The 19,461-nt window shown below is 59.6% G+C and carries 19 protein-coding genes; 14 read left to right on the top strand and 5 right to left on the bottom strand.

All coding sequences use genetic code 11. From position 1 onward, the window contains the following. The first annotated feature begins 65 nt into the window (after positions 1 to 65). The 11 genes from rsfS (at position 66) to AB4O11_RS04715 (ending at position 10,617) form a co-directional block, all read left to right on the top strand. Positions 66 to 560, top strand: coding sequence for a ribosome silencing factor (rsfS, locus tag AB4O11_RS04765; RefSeq protein WP_016986117.1), 495 nt, complete (start codon positions 66 to 68; stop codon positions 558 to 560). Positions 561 to 569: 9 nt separating this feature from the next. Then, on the top strand, positions 570 to 1,037 hold the full coding sequence (rlmH, locus tag AB4O11_RS04760; protein WP_003185785.1) for a 23S rRNA (pseudouridine(1915)-N(3))-methyltransferase RlmH: 468 nt from the start codon (positions 570 to 572) through the stop codon (positions 1,035 to 1,037). Between the two features lie 10 nt (positions 1,038 to 1,047). Next, on the top strand, positions 1,048 to 2,943 hold the full coding sequence (gene mrdA, locus AB4O11_RS04755) for a penicillin-binding protein 2 (RefSeq protein WP_093434576.1): 1,896 nt from the start codon (positions 1,048 to 1,050) through the stop codon (positions 2,941 to 2,943). 31 nt (positions 2,944 to 2,974) lie between these two features. Then, positions 2,975 to 4,078, top strand: coding sequence for a rod shape-determining protein RodA (gene rodA / locus AB4O11_RS04750; RefSeq protein ID WP_175559619.1), 1,104 nt, complete (start codon positions 2,975 to 2,977; stop codon positions 4,076 to 4,078). 17 nt (positions 4,079 to 4,095) lie between these two features. Continuing rightward, positions 4,096 to 5,106, top strand: coding sequence for a lytic murein transglycosylase B (gene mltB, locus AB4O11_RS04745; RefSeq protein WP_460130253.1), 1,011 nt, complete (start codon positions 4,096 to 4,098; stop codon positions 5,104 to 5,106). Beyond that, positions 5,106 to 6,116: a septal ring lytic transglycosylase RlpA family protein gene (locus AB4O11_RS04740; protein WP_093434584.1), complete on the top strand. Its 1,011-nt coding sequence runs from the start codon at positions 5,106 to 5,108 to the stop codon at positions 6,114 to 6,116. The genes mltB and AB4O11_RS04740 overlap by 1 nt, the downstream gene beginning before the upstream one ends. Before the next feature lie 187 nt (positions 6,117 to 6,303). Next, on the top strand, positions 6,304 to 7,461 hold the full coding sequence (locus AB4O11_RS04735; protein WP_038361911.1) for a D-alanyl-D-alanine carboxypeptidase family protein: 1,158 nt from the start codon (positions 6,304 to 6,306) through the stop codon (positions 7,459 to 7,461). Between the two features lie 85 nt (positions 7,462 to 7,546). Beyond that, positions 7,547 to 7,822: a DUF493 domain-containing protein gene (locus AB4O11_RS04730; protein WP_099757269.1), complete on the top strand. Its 276-nt coding sequence runs from the start codon at positions 7,547 to 7,549 to the stop codon at positions 7,820 to 7,822. Continuing rightward, on the top strand, positions 7,822 to 8,469 hold the full coding sequence (gene lipB / locus AB4O11_RS04725) for a lipoyl(octanoyl) transferase LipB (protein WP_460089048.1): 648 nt from the start codon (positions 7,822 to 7,824) through the stop codon (positions 8,467 to 8,469). The genes AB4O11_RS04730 and lipB overlap by 1 nt, the downstream gene beginning before the upstream one ends. Before the next feature lie 25 nt (positions 8,470 to 8,494). Then, positions 8,495 to 9,493, top strand: a complete 999-nt coding sequence (gene lipA, locus AB4O11_RS04720) for a lipoyl synthase (RefSeq protein WP_167394918.1) — start codon at positions 8,495 to 8,497, stop codon at positions 9,491 to 9,493. Between the two features lie 173 nt (positions 9,494 to 9,666). Continuing rightward, complete coding sequence (locus AB4O11_RS04715) at positions 9,667 to 10,617, top strand: S66 peptidase family protein (protein ID WP_460089047.1); 951 nt, start codon at positions 9,667 to 9,669, stop codon at positions 10,615 to 10,617. Between the two features lie 125 nt (positions 10,618 to 10,742). On the opposite strand, the gene AB4O11_RS04710 is transcribed toward AB4O11_RS04715, so the two are convergent. Then, positions 10,743 to 12,065 carry a lytic murein transglycosylase gene (locus tag AB4O11_RS04710; RefSeq protein ID WP_460089046.1) on the bottom strand — a complete coding sequence of 441 codons (1,323 nt, stop codon included), beginning with the start codon at positions 12,063 to 12,065 and terminating at the stop codon, positions 10,743 to 10,745. Between the two features lie 241 nt (positions 12,066 to 12,306). On the opposite strand from AB4O11_RS04710, the gene AB4O11_RS04705 reads away from it, so the two are divergent. After that, on the top strand, positions 12,307 to 13,239 hold the full coding sequence (locus AB4O11_RS04705; RefSeq protein ID WP_093434598.1) for a hypothetical protein: 933 nt from the start codon (positions 12,307 to 12,309) through the stop codon (positions 13,237 to 13,239). Between the two features lie 51 nt (positions 13,240 to 13,290). Here AB4O11_RS04705 and arfA read toward each other — a convergent pair whose 3' ends face one another. The 4 genes from arfA to leuS form a co-directional block, all read right to left on the bottom strand. After that, positions 13,291 to 13,455 carry an alternative ribosome rescue factor ArfA gene (arfA, locus tag AB4O11_RS04700; protein ID WP_016986126.1) on the bottom strand — a complete coding sequence of 55 codons (165 nt, stop codon included), beginning with the start codon at positions 13,453 to 13,455 and terminating at the stop codon, positions 13,291 to 13,293. A 183-nt stretch (positions 13,456 to 13,638) separates the two neighbouring features. Further along, positions 13,639 to 14,676, bottom strand: coding sequence for a DNA polymerase III subunit delta (holA, locus tag AB4O11_RS04695; RefSeq protein ID WP_093434601.1), 1,038 nt, complete (start codon positions 14,674 to 14,676; stop codon positions 13,639 to 13,641). A 39-nt stretch (positions 14,677 to 14,715) separates the two neighbouring features. Continuing rightward, positions 14,716 to 15,321, bottom strand: coding sequence for an LPS-assembly lipoprotein LptE (locus AB4O11_RS04690; protein ID WP_093434604.1), 606 nt, complete (start codon positions 15,319 to 15,321; stop codon positions 14,716 to 14,718). Between the two features lie 87 nt (positions 15,322 to 15,408). After that, positions 15,409 to 18,015 carry a leucine--tRNA ligase gene (gene leuS, locus AB4O11_RS04685; RefSeq protein ID WP_257356227.1) on the bottom strand — a complete coding sequence of 869 codons (2,607 nt, stop codon included), beginning with the start codon at positions 18,013 to 18,015 and terminating at the stop codon, positions 15,409 to 15,411. A gap of 255 nt (positions 18,016 to 18,270) precedes the next feature. On the opposite strand from leuS, the gene AB4O11_RS04680 reads away from it, so the two are divergent. After that, complete coding sequence (locus tag AB4O11_RS04680; protein ID WP_095048767.1) at positions 18,271 to 18,594, top strand: hypothetical protein; 324 nt, start codon at positions 18,271 to 18,273, stop codon at positions 18,592 to 18,594. A 104-nt stretch (positions 18,595 to 18,698) separates the two neighbouring features. Then, positions 18,699 to 19,460, top strand: a complete 762-nt coding sequence (locus AB4O11_RS04675; RefSeq protein WP_095125492.1) for a YdcF family protein — start codon at positions 18,699 to 18,701, stop codon at positions 19,458 to 19,460. The last annotated feature ends 1 nt before the right edge of the window (position 19,461 follow it).

Below are 19,461 nucleotides of genomic sequence, written 5' to 3'. Positions count from 1 at the left end.
GTGCTTCACTGATACGAATCCACGTGTCGCCAAGCCGCCGAATATACGAGCAAAACGAGTTTTATATGACTGACAAAGACCAAACCAAAGTAAAGCGCAAAGGCACATTCAAGAGCGCCCCGCTGCCAGAACCGGTCAACACCAATGAGCCGCTGAAAGGCGACGAACTGGTCAAGCTGGCCGTGGCTGCCCTGGAAGACGTCAAGGCACAAGACATCCAGATCATCGATGTTCGCGACAAGCAGAGCATCACTGACTACATGATCATCGCCACCGGTACTTCCAACCGCCAGATCAACGCGATGCTCGACAAGGTTCGCGAAGAAGTCAAAAAGCAGGGCGCCAAGCCGCTGGGCGAAGAAGGCAAGGGCGACAGTGACTGGGTGCTGCTCGACCTGGACCTGGTGATCGTGCACATGATGACCGCCTCGGCACGTCAGTTCTACGACCTGGAACGCCTGTGGGCCGGTGCCGAGCAAAGCCGCGCGGCCGACGCCAAGCATCACAGCCCGGAAAACACCCACGAGCATTTCACCAAGCTCAACAAAGACCAGCTGTAAGGGATTGCTGTGCGACTGCGCCTGATCGCCGTCGGTTCACGCATGCCCAAGTGGGTGGAAGAAGGCTGGCATGAATATGCCAAGCGTCTTCCGTCCGAGCTGGCGCTGGAACTGGTGGAAATACCGCTCAATACCCGTGGCAAGAATGCCGACGTGGCCCGATTCATCCGCCAGGAAGGCGAAGCCATGCTGGCCAAGGTCGGGCCGAACGAGCGGATCGTCACGCTGGAAGTCCACGGCAAACCCTGGAGCACCGAGCAGTTGGCGGTCGAACTCGACCGTTGGCGGCTGGATTCGCGCACGGTCAATTTCATGGTCGGTGGCCCGGAAGGGCTGGCGCCTGAAGTCTGCGCCCGTGCCGATCAGCGCTGGTCGTTGTCGCCGCTGACGTTGCCGCACCCGTTGGTGCGGATCCTGATCGGCGAACAGTTGTATCGTGCCTGGACCGTGTTGTCCGGTCACCCTTACCACAAGTAATCCAGCCCACATGTCTCAGCCGATCCGCATCAAGGACCACGAAAAGGACGCACGCCTGGTGCGTAGCCGCGTCGTGTTCGGGGCCATTGCGATCATGTTGCTGATCGGCGTGTTGATCGCGCGGCTGTATTACTTGCAGGTGATCCAGTACGAGTACCACTCGACGCTCTCGGAAAACAACCGTGTCCATGTGCAGCCAATTCCACCGACCCGTGGGTTGATTTTCGACCGCAACGGCGTGGTGGTGGCGGACAACCGTCCAAGCTTCAGCCTGAGCATGACCCGCGAGCGCTCCGGCGACTGGCAGCAAGTGCTCGACGTCATCGTCGAAGTGCTGGAGCTGACGCCTGAGGACCGGGTGATCTTCGAGAAACGCATGCGTCAGGGGCGCCGACCGTTCGAGCCGGTGCCGATCCTGTTCGAGCTGACCGAGGAGCAGATCGCCCGGATTGCGGTGAACCAGTTCCGGCTGCCCGGCGTAGAAGTGGTGGCGCAGCTGGTTCGTCACTATCCGCAGGGCGCGCACTTTGCGCACTCGGTCGGCTACATGGGGCGGATCAACGAGAAAGAGCTGAAGACCCTCGATCCGGTCAACTACAGCGGCACCCACCACATTGGCAAGACCGGCATCGAGCGTTTCTACGAGCCGGAATTGCACGGTCAGGTCGGTTACGAAGAAGTCGAAACCAACGCCCGCGGCCGCGTCTTGCGCGTGCTCAAGCGCACTGATCCGATTCCCGGCAAGGACATTGTTCTGAGCCTGGACATCAAGTTGCAGGAAGCCGCGGAGGCTGCGCTCGGTGGACGTCGTGGTGCGGTAGTTGCGCTCGATCCGAAGACCGGCGAAGTGCTGGCGATGGTCAGTCAGCCGAGTTTCGACCCGAACCTGTTCGTCACCGGGATCAGCTTCAAGGCCTATGCCGAGTTGCGTGATTCCATCGACCGGCCGCTCTTCAACCGCGTGTTGCGCGGTCTGTACCCGCCGGGCTCGACGATCAAACCGGCGGTGGCAATTGCTGGCCTTGATTCCGGTGTGGTCACTGCGTCGAGCCGGGTATTCGACCCCGGCTACTACATGCTGCCCAACTATGACCACAAGTACCGTAACTGGAACCGTACCGGTGACGGTTTCGTCGACCTCGACACGGCGATCATGCGGTCCAACGACACCTACTTCTATGACCTGGCCCACAAGCTCGGCATCGATCGGCTGTCGGCTTACATGAACAAGTTCGGCATCGGCCAGAAGGTCTCGCTGGACATGTTCGAAGAATCCCCAGGTCTGATGCCGTCCCGCGAGTGGAAGCGGGCGACGCGCAAGCAGGCGTGGTTCCCCGGCGAAACCCTGATCCTCGGGATCGGCCAGGGCTACATGCAATCGACTCCGCTGCAGTTGGCACAAGCCACAGCGCTGGTGGCCAACAAAGGCGTGTGGAACCGTCCGCACCTGGCCAAATCCCTCGAAGGGGTGAAGCCGGTGGATGAAAACCCGATGCCGGACATTGTCCTGCGTGATCCGTCGGACTGGACCAAGGTCAACCACGGCATGCAGCAGGTCATGCACGGTGCCCGTGGTACCGCGCGCAAAGCGGCGATCGGCGCGCAATACCGCATCGCCGGCAAGTCGGGTACCGCGCAGGTCGTGGCGATCAAACAGGGCGAGAAGTACGACCGTTCCAAGGTTCAGGAGCGCCACCGCGACCACGCCTTGTTCGTCGGTTTTGCTCCGGCCGACGATCCACGCATCGTCGTATCGGTGATGGTCGAGAACGGTGAGTCCGGTTCCGGCGTTGCCGCGCCGGTGGTGCGCCAGGTCATGGATGCCTGGCTGCTCGATCAGGACGGACGTTTGAAGGCCGAATACGCCAGCCCAATCAGTGCGGAGGCTACGGCCCGTGATGAATAACTTTGATCGCATGCTCTCCAGTGAGGATGTGATGCGTCGCCGCGCGACGCTGCTGCAAAGACTGCATATCGATGGCCCGTTGTTGATCCTGCTGCTGATCCTCGCCGCCGGCAGCCTGTTCGTGCTGTATTCGGCCAGTGGCAAAAGCTGGGATCTGCTGGCCAAACAGGCCACTTCGTTCGGTATCGGTCTGGTGTCGATGATCGTCATCGCCCAGTTCGAACCGCGTTTCATGGCCCGTTGGGTACCGCTCGGTTATGTGATTGGCGTGGTGCTGCTGATGGTGGTGGACATCATGGGCCACAACGCCATGGGCGCGACGCGCTGGATCAATATCCCCGGGGTGATCCGCTTCCAGCCTTCGGAGTTCATGAAGATCCTGATGCCGGCGACCATCGCCTGGTATCTGTCCAAGCGCACGTTGCCGCCGCAACTCAAGCATGTCGGCATCAGCCTGATGCTGATCGGTGTGCCGTTCATCCTGATCGTCCGTCAGCCTGACCTCGGCACTTCGCTGCTGATTCTCGCCGGTGGTGCGTTCGTGCTGTTCATGGGCGGGTTGCGCTGGCGCTGGATTCTCAGCGTGCTGGCGGCGGCGATCCCGGTGTCGGTGGCGATGTGGTTTTTCATCATGCACGACTACCAGAAGCAGCGAATCCTGACCTTCCTCGACCCGGAAAGCGATCCGCTCGGCACCGGCTGGAACATCATTCAGTCGAAAGCCGCGATCGGTTCCGGCGGCGTGTTCGGCAAGGGCTGGCTGCTCGGCACCCAGTCGCACCTGGACTTCCTGCCGGAAAGCCACACCGACTTCATCATTGCCGTACTCGGCGAAGAGTTCGGTCTGGTCGGTATCTGCGCGCTGTTGCTGATCTATCTGTTGCTGATTGGCCGGGGGCTGGTGATTACCGCTCAAGCCCAGACGCTGTTCGGCAAATTGCTCGCCGGCGCGTTGACCATGACGTTTTTTGTTTACGTTTTCGTCAACATCGGTATGGTCAGTGGCCTGTTGCCGGTTGTAGGGGTGCCGTTGCCGTTCATTAGCTACGGAGGAACTTCGCTGGTGACGCTGCTGTCAGCGTTTGGGGTTTTGATGTCGATCCATACCCATCGCAAGTGGATCGCACAGGTTTGAATAAGGTGAAGAGTTCAATGCAAGTTATGCGTGGCTGGGCGACTCGATGCGCGCCATTGGTAGGCCTGATGGGCCTGCTGGGCAGCGTGCAGGAAGCGCTGGCCGGCGAATACGAAGGCTCGCCGCAGGTGGCCGAGTTCGTCGGTGAAATGACCCGCGACTACGGTTTTGCTGGTGAGCAGCTGATGGCGGTGTTCCGCGAAGCTCAGCGCAAGCAGGCGATTCTCGACGCCATTTCCGGGCCTGCCGAGCGGGTCAAGCAGTGGAAAGAATACCGTCCGATGTTCATCACCGACGCGCGTATCGCCCGTGGTGTGGACTTCTGGCGTCAGCACGAGGCCACCCTGGCCCGGGCCGAGCAGGAATACGGCGTGCCGGCACAAGTCATCGTGTCGATCATCGGCGTTGAAACCTTTTTCGGACGTAATACCGGTAATTACCGGGTGATCGATGCCTTGTCGACGCTCGGTTTCGACTATCCTCCCCGTGCCGAATTTTTCCGCAAGGAACTGCGTGAGTTCCTGCTGCTGGCGCGTGAAGAGCAGGTCGATCCATTGACCCTCAAAGGCTCGTACGCCGGGGCCATGGGCCTGCCGCAGTTCATGCCGAGCAGCTTTCGCGCTTACGCGGTGGATTTCGACGGTGACGGCCACATCAATATCTGGAACAACCCGGATGATGCGATCGGCAGCGTCGCGAGCTATTTCAAGCGTCACGGCTGGGTCGCCGGTGAGCCGGTGGTCAGCCGTGCCGATGTCCGCGGCGAGCAGGTCGATGAAGGCCTGACCACCGGCATTGAGCCGACGAAAACCGTTGGAGAGTTGCGGGCGCTGGGCTGGTCAAGTCATGATGCGCTGCGCGATGATATGCCGGTTACTGCATTTCGCCTCGAAGGCGACAACGGCCCTGAATACTGGATGGGCCTGAAGAATTTCTACGCGATCACGCGTTATAACCGCAGCGTGATGTACGCCATGGCCGTACATCAACTGTCTGAACAGCTGGTACAAGCACGGGGCGTCAAGTAATGCGGGCATTGCCTAACAATAAACCCCTGAAGCTGGTGGCATTCGCTGCGTTGGCGGTGCTGGTCGCCAGTTGCTCGACCAGCCGTTCGCCGACTCAGAAAACCACCACGACCGCTGTGCGTGCCCAGCCGGGCCTGGACATCAACCGTGCGCATAAAGATGGCGCGCCGTGGTGGGACGTCGATGTGTCGCGCATCCCGGACGCCACGCCGACCCTGCACACCGGTCCGTACAAGGCCAACCCGTACACGGTGCTGGGCAAGACCTACTTCCCGCTGCAGGAATCGAAGACCTACGTGGCTTCGGGCACGGCGTCCTGGTACGGCACCAAGTTTCACGGTCAGAACACGGCCAACGGCGAGGTCTACGACCTTTACGGCATGAGTGCCGCCCACAAGACATTGCCACTGCCAAGTTACGTTCGGGTGACCAACCTGGACAACAACAAGAGCGTGATCCTGCGGGTCAACGACCGTGGGCCGTTCTATTCCGACCGTATCATCGACCTGTCCTATGCTGCGGCGAAGAAGCTCGGTTATGCCGAAATCGGCACCGCGCGGGTCAAGGTCGAAGGCATCGATCCTCAGCAATGGTGGGCCGCCAAGGGCCGTCCGGCGCCTTTGATGCTCAACGAGCCGCAAGTCGCGCAGAATAGCGCCCCGGTGATCACGGCCTCGGCCGGCACCGTCGAGCAATGGACGCCACCACCGCAGCAACATGCCTCCGACACCGTCCCTGTGCCGATGAGTGCAAAAAAAAACGCTTCTGCACCAGCGTCTGGCCAGTATCTGCAGGTGGGCGCGTTCGCCAACCCGGACGCTGCAGAACTGCTGAGGTCGAAGCTCAGCGGGATGGTGAGCGCTCCGGTGTTCATCAGCTCGATCGTGCGCAATCAACAGACCCTGCACCGGGTTCGCCTGGGGCCGATCGGCTCGCCGGGTGAAATTGCCCAGGTGCAGAACAGCGTGCGCCTGGCCAACCTTGGTTCGCCAAGTGTGGTCACCGAGTAATACGTAGAACTTGATTGACGGTTCACTTGCGGTATCGGGGGGTGAACCAGGTTGTTGGCTCGTCGAAGAACAAAAGCCCGGCAAGGGTGACTGGAGTGAGCAACTGAACACGCGATGACTCGTTAGAAAGTCATCTGATTAAATTTTGTCCGCAAGGACAGTTTCCATTAGCGATTTCGAGAGACGGATGAACATCACCACCTTTGCCAAACGCCTGTGTCTGCTAGTCCCGCTGCTCCTCTCGCCAGCCGCCTTCGCGGCCGAGATGATGCCGTCGCCACCGCAACTGGCTGCCAAAGCCTACGTTCTGATGGATGCCAGCAGCGGCAACGTACTGGTCGAGAACAATGGCGACCAGCGTCTGCCACCGGCCAGCCTGACCAAGCTGATGACCGCTTACATCGCGACTCTGGAAATCCGTCGCGGCCAGATCGGTGAAAACGATCCGGTGACCGTCAGCGAAAACGCCTGGCGCACCGGCGGTTCGCGGATGTTCATCAAAGTCGGCTCGCAGGTGACTGTCAGCGACCTGCTGCACGGCATCATCATCCAGTCCGGCAACGACGCCAGCGTGGCGCTGTCCGAGCACATCGCCGGCAGCGAAGACGCGTTCGCCGACCTGATGAACAAGACTGTGACTGATCTGGGCATGACCAATTCCCACTTCATGAACCCGACCGGTCTGCCAAACCCGGAGCACTACTCGTCGGCTCACGACATGGCGATCCTGGCCCGTGCGATCATCCACGAAGACCCGGCTCACTACGCGATCTACTCGCAGAAAGAGTTCTTCTGGAATGGCATCAAGCAGCCTAACCGCAACCTGCTGCTGTGGCGCGACAAGACCGTTGACGGTCTGAAAACCGGTCACACCGACGAAGCCGGCTACTGCATGGTGTCCTCGGCTGTACGTGACGGCCAGCGTCTGATCGCCGTGGTGTTCGGCACCAACAGCGAAGTGGCTCGCGCCGCTGAGACCCAGAAGCTGCTGACTTACGGCTTCCGCTTCTTCGAAACCCAGACCTTCTATCAGAAGGGCACCGAACTGGCTCAGGCCCCGGTGTGGAAAGGCACCACCAATCAAGTCAAGGCCGGCCTGGCTGAAGACCTGACCATGACCCTGCCAAAAGGCCAGCTGAAGAAGCTTGCTGCGAGCATGACCATGAACCCGCAACTGACCGCGCCAATCGCCAAGGGCGACGTGATCGGTAAAGTCGAAGTCAAACTGGAAGACAAGGTCGTGCACAGCGCTGACCTGATCGCTCTGGATGGCGTCGAGGAGGGTGGTATCTTCCGCCGCATGTGGGATAGCATCCGTCTATTCTTCTACGGCTTGTTCAACTGATTTGTGTTGACCTGCATGGCCCCGCCCCGATCTGGTGCGGGGCCATGCGCGTTATCACGGCTTGCGCTCAAGAGGCCGTTACGCCATGACCGATACCGAAGTAAAGGCGCCAAAGATCGAATTCCCTGTCACGGATTATCCCGTTAAGGTGATCAGCGATACCGGTGTGGGCAACAAAGACAAGATCATCGACATCGTCAAGAAACACGCGACCATCAATGATGAGCGCATCGACGAGCGTCAAAGCAGCAACGGCAAATACACCACCATTCAGTTGCACATCGTTGCCAAAACCCAGGAACAGCTGTACGACATCAACAGCGAACTGCGGGCGACCGGCTTCGTGCACATGGTGTTGTGATGCCGGGCACGCTGGGCTTTCGTGAGCTCGGCCAGATGGCGTACGAGCCGGTCTGGCATGCCATGCAACGCTTCACCAACGAACGCGGCAGCGATGCCGCCGACGAAATCTGGCTCGTCGAGCACCCACCGGTGTTCACTCAAGGCCAGGCCGGCAAGGCCGAACACTTGTTGCTTCCGGGAGATATTCCGGTGGTGCAGGTCGATCGCGGCGGGCAGGTGACTTATCATGGCCCCGGCCAGTTAGTGGCCTATCTGCTGCTGGATGTACGCAAGCTGGGTTTCGGCGTGCGCGATCTGGTCAGCCGCATGGAGCTTTGCCTGATTGAACTGCTGGCCAGCTACGGCGTAATCGCTGCCGCCAAGCCAGATGCTCCCGGCGTCTATGTCGATGGAGCGAAAATCGCTTCTCTGGGTTTGCGGATTCGCCACGGTTGTTCCTTTCATGGCCTGGCCCTGAACGTGGATATGAACCTGGAACCGTTTCGACGGATTAATCCCTGCGGCTATGCCGGGCTGGCGATGACCCAGCTGAGCGACCACGCAGGATCGATTGAATTTGCCGAGGTAAGTGCCCGGCTGCGCGCGCAGCTCGTCAAACACCTCGACTATGCTGAGCAGACGACCCTGACGGGCGGAATCGACTGATATGACTACTGATGCAGTGCAAACCATGATCCCGACGCTCGACGTGACCGAGCGCCCGGCCCCGCGTCCCAAGGTAGAAGCCGGCGTCAAGCTGCGCGGCGCCGAGAAGGTTGCACGCATCCCGGTAAAGATCATTCCGACCACCGAACTGCCGAAGAAACCTGACTGGATTCGCGTGCGCATCCCGGTTTCGCCGGAAGTCGACCGGATCAAGAGCCTGCTGCGCAAACACAAGCTGCACAGCGTCTGCGAAGAAGCGTCTTGCCCGAACCTCGGCGAGTGCTTCTCCGGCGGCACCGCGACCTTCATGATCATGGGTGACATCTGCACCCGTCGTTGCCCGTTCTGCGACGTCGGCCACGGTCGTCCGAAGCCACTGGACGTCAACGAGCCGCAAAGCCTGGCCATCGCCATTGCCGACCTCAAGCTCAAGTACGTGGTGATCACCTCGGTTGACCGCGACGACCTGCGTGACGGCGGTGCCCAGCACTTTGCCGACTGCATCCGCGAAATCCGCAAACTGTCGCCGAACGTGCAGCTGGAAACCCTGGTTCCGGACTACCGTGGCCGCATGGACGTCGCGCTGGAAATCACCGCGGCCGAGCCGCCGGATGTGTTCAACCACAACCTGGAAACCGTGCCGCGCCTCTACAAGGCAGCGCGTCCGGGTTCGGATTACCAGTGGTCGCTGACCTTGCTGCAACGCTTCAAGCAGATGATGCCGCATATTCCGACCAAATCCGGCTTGATGCTGGGTCTGGGTGAGACCGACGAGGAAGTCATCGAGGTCATGAAGCGCATGCGCGAACATGACATCGACATGCTGACCCTCGGCCAGTACCTGCAACCGTCCCGTAGTCACTTGCCGGTGCAGCGCTTTGTGCACCCGGACACCTTCGCCTGGTTCGCCGAGGAAGGTTACAAGATGGGCTTCAAAAACGTTGCCTCGGGGCCGCTGGTGCGTTCTTCATACCACGCCGACGAGCAAGCGAAGCTGGTCAAGGCGGAGCTGCTGGGTTCCTGATCCGGCGTTGAATGAAAAAATGCCCGCCGAGGTTTTAACGCCCGGCGGGCATTTTTTTGCCCGGATTACCTTCGCTGCTGATTTTTCCTTCAATCCACGGCGTGGCTGACCCTCTTCTGTTTGCCGCCGTACCTGACTACTGTGTGTGCATGACTTCACAGGGAGATCCAAGGATGACCGTTCGACCGACTCACACACTTTGTCCACACAGAGCCGTGCCCGCACTGCCTTCAGAGGGGCTGGTCGGTGTTATTGCACCTGCCGGTCCCGGTGCTCTGGACACCGACAAGGCGGTGCAATGGATGCGCGCCCGTGGCTATGGGCTGAAGGTGTTTCCCGGTGTCTATGAAAAGGACGGCTATCTGGCCGGCAGTGACGATGTGCGTTTGCGCGATCTGCACGCGGCGTTCGCTGATCCCGAGGTCGATGCCATCATTTGCCTGCGCGGCGGCTACGGCACGCCGCGCTTGCTCGACCGGATCGATTACGACCTGCTGAGCCGCCATGCCAAGCCATTCGTTGGCTACAGCGATATCACCGCGCTGCACCTGGCCATCAGTCGTTACGCAGGATTCGTGACCTTCCACGGGCCGCTGCTCAACGCCGACTTGTTGGGCGACAAGGAGCCACCGACGGTGACTTCGTTCTTCGCCATGCTGCGTGGGCAATTGAAGGCGGGGAGTGTGTTGAGCCATCCGGTGGCGTATCCGTTGACTACCGTCGAACCTGGCATCGCGCATGGGCGCTTGCTCGGCGGTAATCTGGCGATGATCGCCGCAACCCTGGGCACGCCATACGAAATTGATGTCGAAGGGGTGATTCTGCTGATCGAGGACATCAACGAGCCGCTATATCGTATTGACCGGTTGCTGACCCAGATGCGTCTGGCCGGCAAGTTGGCCAAGTTGCGCGGGGTGTTGGTTGGGGATATTGCTGGCGTGGATGTCGAAGCGCTGAACCGCTTGCTCAAGCAGACCTTCGAGCCATTGCGGATTCCGGTGTTATCGGGGTGGCGTAGCGGGCATTGCGATCCGAACCTGACACTGCCGATGGGGGCGCTGGTGCGGCTGGATGCCGGGAAGCAGGAATTGATGCTGGAGCAGGATGTGGTGATCAAGGCTTAGAAGTCGGTTGCCTGACAGTCAGTCTTCGCGAGCAAGCTCGCTCCCACAGGGTTCTGTGAATGACAGATATCCAATGTGGGAGCGAGCTTGCTCGCGAAGGCGCCATCAGCCATACAAACTGACCACTACTGGGAACGCAGGCTTTCCAGCAGTTTATGCGTCGGATACCCGTCCGCCGGCCAGCCAAATGACTGCTGGGCACTGCGAATCGCCTTGCGCGTATTGGCGCCAATAATCCCGTCCGCCGTGCCGGCATCGTAATTGCGCGCACTCAGCAGGGTCTGCAACTCCATACGCTCGGTGCGGCTCAGCGGCAGGTCATCTTTTGGCCAACTGCCGTTGATCAAGCCGCCACCGCTGAAACGCTCGGACAACAGGCTCACTGCCAGCGCGTACGACGAGGAGTTGTTGTACTTGAGAATCGCACGGAAGTTGTCGAGGATCAGGAACGCCGGCCCACGATAACCAGCCGGCAGCAGCAGGGCGGCAGACAGCTGTTCAGAGCCTGCTGGCACCTGACCGCCATTCGGCAGAGTCACGCCCAACTGACGCCATTCGGCGACACTCTTGCGAATCGCGCCATCAGCCAGGGTGTAGTTGAAGCTGCTCGGCAGCTGCACTTCAAACCCCCACGGCTGGCCACGTTGCCAGCCGGAGCTTTGCAGGTAATGCGCAGTTGAGGCCAGCGCATCGGCAGGACTGCCCCAGATATCGCGGCGACCGTCACCGTCGAAATCCACTGCGTGAGTGTTGTAAGTGGTCGGAATGAACTGGGTCTGCCCCATGGCGCCAGCCCACGAGCCGAGCATCTTCTCTGGCGTGATGTCACCCTGTTGCAGGATCTGCAGCGCAGCGATCAATTGCGCATGAGCAAAGCCCGGCCGACGGCCTTCGTAAGCGAGGGTGGCCAGCGAGTTGATCACCGACTTGCTGCCCTGAAACTGGCCGAAGTTGCTTTCCATGCCCCACACCGACACCAGCGCCTGACGGTCAACGCCATAATGCTGTTCGATGCTTTGCAGGATGTCGGCGTACTGACTGATCAGTGCCTGACCTTTACGGACGCGCAGTGGCGAGAGGGCGCCATCGAGGTATTCCCACACTGGCCGGGAGAACTCCGGTTGACTGCGGTCGGCCCGAATCACGCTGGCGTCGAAGCTGACATTGGCGAACGCGCGATCGAACAGCTCCGCGCGAATTCCGGCGGCCAGGGCATCCTTGCGGAAACCGGCCTGCCATTCAGCGAAGGTTTGAGTCGGTTGCAGGTCGAGAGGGTCGGCGGACGGCACTACCGGCGGGATGATCGCTGGGGCCGTTGCGACAGGCGCGGCTTGAAGGGGTTGCGCGTCGGCGGCGGTCGGTTTTTCCGCGCAGGCGACAAGCAGAATGAAGCTGGAGGCAGCGATCAGTTGGCGAACAGGCCAACGACGGGAAAGACTTGGGGGCATGCACAGTTCCAGGAAAACGAATCAGGTGCAGACCTTAACATGCCTGCTGAATGAATCGGCTGCCCAGCCAGAAATTGCATTGTCACGCACAGCCGGACTGAGAATCGTAGCCCCTTTTTCTTGCCCACTCAACTGTCAGTTCTAACAGCTGTTCTATGGATATTTTCAAGCGTTTAATCCTCCTGGTATCGCGCATCTTCAGCCGTCGCGCGTCTCATCTCTCTAGGATGCAGGTGCTCAAATGAAAAGGTTCTCAACAATACTGTTGCTCGCATTGATGGCCGGATGCTCCTCCTCCAATACCCTTGAAAAACAGCATGAGCATTCTGATGGCGCCGCAGTGGAGGTTGGCGCCTCGGCCAATGCTGTCAGTGGAGCACAGTTGGCAGTGGAGTTGGAAAAACGTTATCGAGATACACGTGACAATTGTGGCGCCGCGTCGAAACCTGCTTTCCTGTGTTCCGGGTTGCTGGTGCGTGGCACGGAGCCATCCACGCAGTTCGATGCCTGGAACCCGAGCCCGACGTCAGTTGCTAACGGTGGAGTATCGTTCACCTATTTGCGATCGGATTACAAAGTCAAACGCCTCGCTTATACCTATGACAGTGGATTGATCTTTTATCCCATCCTGAGCACGCCACCGGGCAAACAGCTCATAGAGATTTTGTGTTTCTTTCCGGTTGATGGTTCATCAAATGCTCGTCCCAATGGAGGTTGTGCGGCTCATCCCAGATACCCGGTAGCCAGTAAAAGCTGCGAGGAACAGAATCCGATAATTGACACGGCAGCCAAGTGGGCGAGCAAGTATCGAAACGACGCTGCTAGCGGCAATAAATTTGAGTCAATGTGTTCATTTAATGTGCGTGACTCTGTCAATAACCAAGCAGCTGGACGGTTTCTGGAAGGTATGCGTGCTGGCCGGCTGGTTTCTCCAGATGCATTCAACACACCCAACGACACGAAGCTTAAAACCTGGGCGCAGAACATCCCGGGCCAATTGCCGATTGAAGCCTTTTTTTACACCAAGCCAACTGGTCTGGCGGGGGCACAACTTTACCAGCGGCGTTTCCGGGCACTGACAGGGGTGACAATTCCGATCATTTACATCCCGCTGCCACAAACACTTGAGCAATCAGCGTCATTTATCTTTAAGGCGACAGACCAGACTCAATAACAGAAGACAAGAAGCCGGAACGAGGGAAGGGAGGAGGGAAAAGGGTGAATTTCAGGCAGCCAGAAAGTAAGAAGCCTCCCAGCTGTCAGACTGGAAGGCTTCGCGGCGGTAGCTGCCTTTACCCTTGGTTGGTCGTTCCTGACGACTGCGGAACAGGGGCTGGGCGACGATGGATTTGGCCTTGTTGGGGCCATGTTTCGATGGCTTTTTGCTCATGAGGGTTCTCTCGATTGAGTGGGTTTTGCGGGGGAAATAATCTGCCGATGTCAGGCGTCTGTCCAGTCTCTGTTGTGTAGGAATGTTCTGGCGCTTTCGCGAGCAAGCTCGCTCCCACATTTGGAATGCATTCCAATGTGGGAACGAGCTTGCTCGCGAATGGCCGTTATGCGGTAGAGCAGGTTATTCGGCGGGGAGTGTCAGACGTTGGCCAGCCATCAACAACGCCAAGCGGCTCAGGCTCATCCACGGTGAGCCGGCAGCCTGACCTTTGATCTGCGCATCGATACGCTGCGCCTCAAGCAACAACTGCGCCCAGCGTTGCGCCGAGTAGCGTTGCAGGGCTTTGCTCATCAAAGGTTTGCGCTTGTCCCAGACCGGCGGCTTCGCCTGGCTGAAACACTTGTCCAGCGGCGTACCCTGGCTGTATTGCAACGAAATATTAGCCAGCAAGCGCAGCTCCCGCGCCAGCGCCCAGAGAATCACCGGCGGTTCGACACCTTCACCGCGCAAGCCTTCAAGCATGCGCAAAGCGTGAGCCGGTTCGCCGTTGAGCACGGCATCGGTCAGGCCGAACACGTCGAACCGCGCACTGTCGGCCACGGCGGCCTGCACGGTTTCAACGGTGATCTGCCCACCTTCGGCCATCAATTTGAGCTTTTCGATTTCCTGCGCGGCAGCGAGCAAGTTGCCTTCGACGCGTGCAGCAATCAGTTCGACCGCGTCCTGGCTGGCCGATAAACCAGCCTGAGACAAGCGCTGACGAATCCAGCTCGGCAACTGATTGGCGTCCACCGGCCAGATCTGGATGAACTGGGTCTGCTGGCCTTCCACCAGCGCCTTGCCCCACTTGGTCTTCTGCGCGCTGCCATCCATCTTCGGCAGGCTGATCAGCAGCACCGTGTCTTCAGCGGGACGCGAGCAGTATTCGATGAATGCAGCGGCGCCTTTGTCACCGGGTTTGCCCGAGGGCAGGCGCAGTTCCAGCAGGCGCTTTTCGGCGAACAACGACATGCTGGCGCCGGCCTGCAACAAAGTGCCCCAATCGAAATTGGCGTCGGCGGCGAAGACCTGGCGTTCATCAAAACCTTGCTGACGCGCAGCGCTGCGGATGGCGTCGGCGGCTTCCTGGCACAGCAGCGGGTCATCGCCGCTGATGATGTAGACAGGCGCCAAAGCACCTTGCAGGTGTTTACCGAGTTGGGCGGGAGCGAGCTTCATAAGAAATGCCGAACGGGGCGCCTGAGCGCCCCGAACGTCTTACTGCTGCGGTATTTCGAGCGGCGACTGGCGCGGGGTTTCCGCTTCAGCCTTTTGTGCCGCTTGCAGCGCATCGGCTTCTGCCTTGGCGCGGTCATTGGCGGCTTGCTGCAGCTGCTGCAGTTGACCCGGGGTCAGTTGCTGCAGACGCAACATCATGCGTTGGACCAGTTCGCGAGTGGTTTCGCGACGGGCGTCGTTGGCTTCCTGATCGGAGCCCACGAGGTTGTTACCGTCGTGAATAAACACTTTCTGAACTTCAAGTTTGTCGCTGAGCAGTTGCAGGTTCTTGTCGCCACGGATCTCGTAGTTCAGAACAGTACTGACTTGATACTCGCCCGTACGACCGGCACCGGCGTAGCTGAGGATGCGCTGGCTCTCTTGCTGGTCAGCCAGGAACAGCTTGTACGGAGCACCGCTGTAAACCTTGACGCCGCTCGACTCCAGCACCTGGCGCAGTTGCGTGACCGTCTCGCCGTAGGCGTTACGGGCGCTCAGGTCGAGTTCCTTGATCGACAGTTCGTTGGTGCCGGTACCGCGCAGCTGGAAACCGCAGGCGCTCAACAGAACGGCGAGGCCCATCACCAGCAGATTGCGTTTGATCATTGTGTTGCTCCCCTTGAAACCACGTGGGCCGACTGTACGGCCCGAAAGGTTTTACTTGACGCCAGGCGAGCCTGACGCCCGATCCAATTAGCTGGCGACGATGTTGACCAGTTTCCCCGGCACAACGATCACTTTACGAATAGTCAGGCCGTCGACGAAACGCAGTACGTTTTCGTTGGCGCGGGCTGCTGCTTCAACTTCTTCGCGGGTCGCGCTGGCCGGCATTTCGATCTGGCCGCGCAGTTTGCCGTTGACCTGGATGACCAGGGTCAGGCTGTCCTGCACCAAAGCGCTTTCATCCACTGCCGGCCAGCCGGCGTCGATGACTGCATCGGCGTGACCCAGCTGGTTCCACAGTTCGTGGCTGATGTGCGGCGTGATTGGTGCCAGCAACAGCGTCACGGCTTCCAGACCTTCGTGAATCAGCGCGCGATCCTGCTCGGTGCTTTGCGCGGCTTTTTCCAGCACGTTCATCAGCGTCATTACCTGGGCGATGGCGGTGTTGAATTTGTGGTTCTGGCCGACGTCGTGGCTGGCCTGCTTGATGGCCACGTGAATGGCGCGGCGTACGGCCTTCTGTTCGTCATTCAGGCTGGCGATGTCCAGCTTGCCCGGCAAGCCCTGAGTGACGTGGGCTTGCGCCAGACGCCAGACGCGCTTGAGGAAACGGTGCGAACCTTCGACGCCGGAGTCGGACCATTCGGCGCTCATGTCAGGTGGCGAAGCGAACATCATGAACAGGCGGCAGGTGTCGGCGCCGAACTGATCGATCATCGACTGTGGGTCAACGCCGTTGTTCTTCGACTTGGCCATCTTCTCGGTGCCGCCGATTTCTACCGGCAGACCGTCGGATTTCAGCTTGGCACTGATGACCTTGGCTTTGCTGTCGCGCTCGAGTTCTACGTCCGCCGGGTTGAACCAGGTGTAAGCACCATTGGCTTCGCGACGGTAGTAGGTTTCGGCGATCACCATGCCTTGGGTCAGCAGGTTCTTGAACGGTTCGTTGGAGCTGACCAGGCCTTCGTCACGCATCAGCTTGTGGAAGAAGCGCGCGTAAAGCAGGTGCAGAATGGCGTGTTCGATACCACCGATGTACTGATCGACAGGCAACCAGTGGTCGGCTGCGGATTTTTCCACCAGGCCACCTTCAAAGTGCGGCGAGGCGTAACGGGCGTAGTACCACGACGACTCGACGAACGTATCCATGGTGTCGGTTTCACGCTTGGCAGGCTGGCCGCATTTCGGGCAGCTACACTCGTAAAACTCAGGCATGCGCGCCAGCGGCGAACCGGCGCCGTCTGGAACCACATCTTCCGGCAGGACGACAGGCAATTGATCTTCCGGCACCGGCACGTCACCGCATGCATCGCAGTGGATGATCGGGATCGGGCAGCCCCAGTAGCGCTGGCGGCTGATGCCCCAGTCGCGCAGGCGGAACTGGGTGCGCGAGGCGCCCAGTTCTTTCTTGATCAGGGCCACTTCAATGGCGTCGAACGCGCCAGCGAAGTCGAGGCCGTCGAATTCGCCAGAGTTGATCAGCGTACCGTGCTCGCCATAGGCGTCTTGCCACGGGGCCGGGTTACTGTCGCCAGAGCTGGTACGCACTACCGATTTCACCGGCAGGTTGTACTTGTGAGCGAATTCGAAATCGCGCTCGTCGTGCGCCGGTACAGCCATGACTGCGCCGTCGCCGTAGTGCATCAGCACGTAGTTGGCGACCCAGACCGGGAGTTTTTCACCGGTCAGCGGATGCTCGACGAACAGGCCGGTCGGCAGGCCTTTCTTTTCTTGCGTGGCGACGTCGGCTTCAGCGACGCTGCCGCCCTTGCATTCAGCGATGAACGCTTGCAGCTCAGGGTTGTTCTGCGCTGCCTGGGTCGCCAGTGGATGCTCGGCAGCCACGGCGACATAGGTCGCGCCCATCAGGGTGTCCGGACGGGTAGTGAAGACTTTCAGGGTGCCGGCTTCGCCAATCGAGTCGACGTTGTACGGGAACTGCACTTCCATGCCGCGGGATTTGCCGATCCAGTTGCGCTGCATGGTCTTGACCTGTTCAGGCCAGCCAGTCAGTTCGTCGAGGCTCTCCAGCAGCTCATCCGCGTAGGCGGTGATCTTGAAGTAGTACATCGGGATTTCGCGCTTTTCGATCAGCGCGCCGGAACGCCAGCCGCGACCGTCGATCACCTGTTCGTTAGCGAGAACGGTCTGGTCGATCGGGTCCCAGTTCACGGTGCCGTTTTTACGGTAGATCACGCCTTTTTCGAACAGGCGAGTGAACAGCCATTGTTCCCAGCGGTAGTAATCCGGTTTGCAGGTGGTGACTTCGCGCGACCAGTCGACCGCCAGACCCAGGCTGCGCAGCTGGGTTTTCATGTAGGCGATGTTTTCGTAGGTCCACTTGGCCGGCGCGACGTTGTTCTTCATCGCGGCGTTTTCTGCCGGCATGCCGAACGCGTCCCAACCCATAGGTTGCAGAACGTTCTTGCCGAGCATGCGCTGGTAGCGGGAGATCACGTCGCCGATGGTGTAGTTGCGCACGTGCCCCATGTGTAGCTTGCCGCTGGGGTAAGGGAACATCGACAGGCAGTAGTAGGTTTCCTTGCCTGGCTGTTCACTGACTTCAAAGGACTTTTGCTCGTCCCAGAACGACTGGGCGGCGGCTTCGATTTCACGGGGCTGATATTGTTCGTGCATGGCTACTTTTGTACTGGATAGGGGTGGCCTAATCCTCTTCAACGCAGGTGCCGGGGTTGGCCCGGACGAGCTGGAAGTGGAATTACAGGAAGCGCCGTAGCATACATGACCGCGCTCGGCCTAGGGAAACCCTGATTACAGCTGTTTGTCCCGGCAAATCCGTGGCGAGGGCCGTTGGTCGCGGCGTGCAGCCGGTTTGTGCAGCGAAGCTAAGCTCTAACTGGGGAGTGAGTCTTATCTTCAATGAGGTGAGGGATGGTGGAGCAACGGCAAAAAAACGTGACGAAACCCGAGTTGTACGAAAGATTGATCGATCGTCTTGGTATGGCCCTGGACGCATTAAAAACCGCTGACCGGCTGCGCGACGAGCGCCCCCTGGAACTGGAATTGCGTGGCTTGAGCCCCGCCGAGTTCAAACTGGTCAAGGCCTATCTGGATCGCAGTGAACGTGAAACGCACGGATGCTTGTCACAGGCAGTGAAGCAGCTCGATGCAGCACATTCGGCCAAGGTCATCTGGCTCAAGGACAAGGCGCCCGGCAGAGACACCGTCAAGGTTCGCTCTGTACAGGCCAAGTAAACGCATGGCAGGTCAAGAACCGGATCTTTTTCAACGGGATCCCACCTATTGGTTGTAACGCTTTATTAACACTCTTAGGCTTCGGGCATCTGTGGAGATGCTCGATGCCTTTTCGTTATTTCATCAAACAACTTTTGTTACCACCCGGCATTCTTTTGCTGCTGTTGCTGGCCGCTTGGTGGCTGCGCCGCTCACGGCCGCGCCTGGCTGGATTGTGTTTTGCCATTGGCTTTGGCGGAATGTGGCTGATGAGCCTGCCGGTGGTCGTGCAGTGGGGCGCGAAAGCTCTGGAACGCGAGCCACCGCTGGCCCGTGAAGAGTGGGCGACGTTGGCGCAGCGCGCTGACGCGATTGTGGTGCTGGGTTCCGGCCGCGAGCGCGGTGATCTGGCCTGGGGAGAGGATCAGCCGACCGGCGTGGGCCTTGAGCGTCAGCGGTATGCGGCTCGACTGGCGAAGGCATCCGGTTTGCCGATTTTGACCACGGGTGGCCTGCATTACGGTACGCCGCCGACCGAGGCGAAGTTGATGGCGGATTCATTGCGCGACGATTTTGGCGTGACCGTGCGCTGGCAGGAAGGCGAGAGCCGCACTACGTGGGAAAATGCGAAGTTCACGGCCGATATCTTGTTGCCGCAGGGGATCAAGCGCGTGGTCGTGGTGACGCAGGCCTGGCACATGCCGCGATCGGTATGGAGTTTTCAACAGGCGGGTTTTGAAGTGGTGCCGGCCCCGGTCGGATTTCTCGGAACCGATAACGCGAGACCGTTTGGTGGCTGGCTGCCGGAGTTCAAGTCGATCTGGCAGAGCGGGCAGTTGTTGAATGAAGCGGTAGGGCAGGTGGGGTATTCGCTGTTTTACCGCTGAA

Source organism: Pseudomonas sp. H1_D05 (assembly GCF_054682705.1).
Note: the sequence above shows the minus strand (reverse complement) of the source record. Positions and strands in the feature narration are given on the sequence as shown.

Bases quoted from the DNA above. Each gene is read 5' to 3' on its own strand.
- AB4O11_RS04715 (WP_460089047.1), top strand. From the start codon at position 9,667: ATGACCGTTCGACCGACTCACACACTTTGTCCACACAGAGCCGTGCCC.
- AB4O11_RS04740 (WP_093434584.1), top strand. From the start codon at position 5,106: ATGCGGGCATTGCCTAACAATAAACCCCTGAAGCTGGTGGCATTCGCT.
- lipA (WP_167394918.1), top strand. From the start codon at position 8,495: ATGATCCCGACGCTCGACGTGACCGAGCGCCCGGCCCCGCGTCCCAAG.
- rodA (WP_175559619.1), top strand. From the start codon at position 2,975: ATGCGTCGCCGCGCGACGCTGCTGCAAAGACTGCATATCGATGGCCCG.
- lipB (WP_460089048.1), top strand. From the start codon at position 7,822: ATGCCGGGCACGCTGGGCTTTCGTGAGCTCGGCCAGATGGCGTACGAG.
- AB4O11_RS04735 (WP_038361911.1), top strand. From the start codon at position 6,304: ATGAACATCACCACCTTTGCCAAACGCCTGTGTCTGCTAGTCCCGCTG.
- arfA (WP_016986126.1), bottom strand. From the start codon at position 13,455: ATGAGCAAAAAGCCATCGAAACATGGCCCCAACAAGGCCAAATCCATC.
- AB4O11_RS04730 (WP_099757269.1), top strand. From the start codon at position 7,547: ATGACCGATACCGAAGTAAAGGCGCCAAAGATCGAATTCCCTGTCACG.
- mltB (WP_460130253.1), top strand. From the start codon at position 4,096: ATGCAAGTTATGCGTGGCTGGGCGACTCGATGCGCGCCATTGGTAGGC.
- AB4O11_RS04705 (WP_093434598.1), top strand. From the start codon at position 12,307: ATGAAAAGGTTCTCAACAATACTGTTGCTCGCATTGATGGCCGGATGC.
- mrdA (WP_093434576.1), top strand. From the start codon at position 1,048: ATGTCTCAGCCGATCCGCATCAAGGACCACGAAAAGGACGCACGCCTG.
- AB4O11_RS04680 (WP_095048767.1), top strand. From the start codon at position 18,271: ATGGTGGAGCAACGGCAAAAAAACGTGACGAAACCCGAGTTGTACGAA.
- holA (WP_093434601.1), bottom strand. From the start codon at position 14,676: ATGAAGCTCGCTCCCGCCCAACTCGGTAAACACCTGCAAGGTGCTTTG.
- AB4O11_RS04675 (WP_095125492.1), top strand. From the start codon at position 18,699: ATGCCTTTTCGTTATTTCATCAAACAACTTTTGTTACCACCCGGCATT.
- AB4O11_RS04690 (WP_093434604.1), bottom strand. From the start codon at position 15,321: ATGATCAAACGCAATCTGCTGGTGATGGGCCTCGCCGTTCTGTTGAGC.
- AB4O11_RS04710 (WP_460089046.1), bottom strand. From the start codon at position 12,065: ATGCCCCCAAGTCTTTCCCGTCGTTGGCCTGTTCGCCAACTGATCGCT.
- rsfS (WP_016986117.1), top strand. From the start codon at position 66: ATGACTGACAAAGACCAAACCAAAGTAAAGCGCAAAGGCACATTCAAG.
- leuS (WP_257356227.1), bottom strand. From the start codon at position 18,015: ATGCACGAACAATATCAGCCCCGTGAAATCGAAGCCGCCGCCCAGTCG.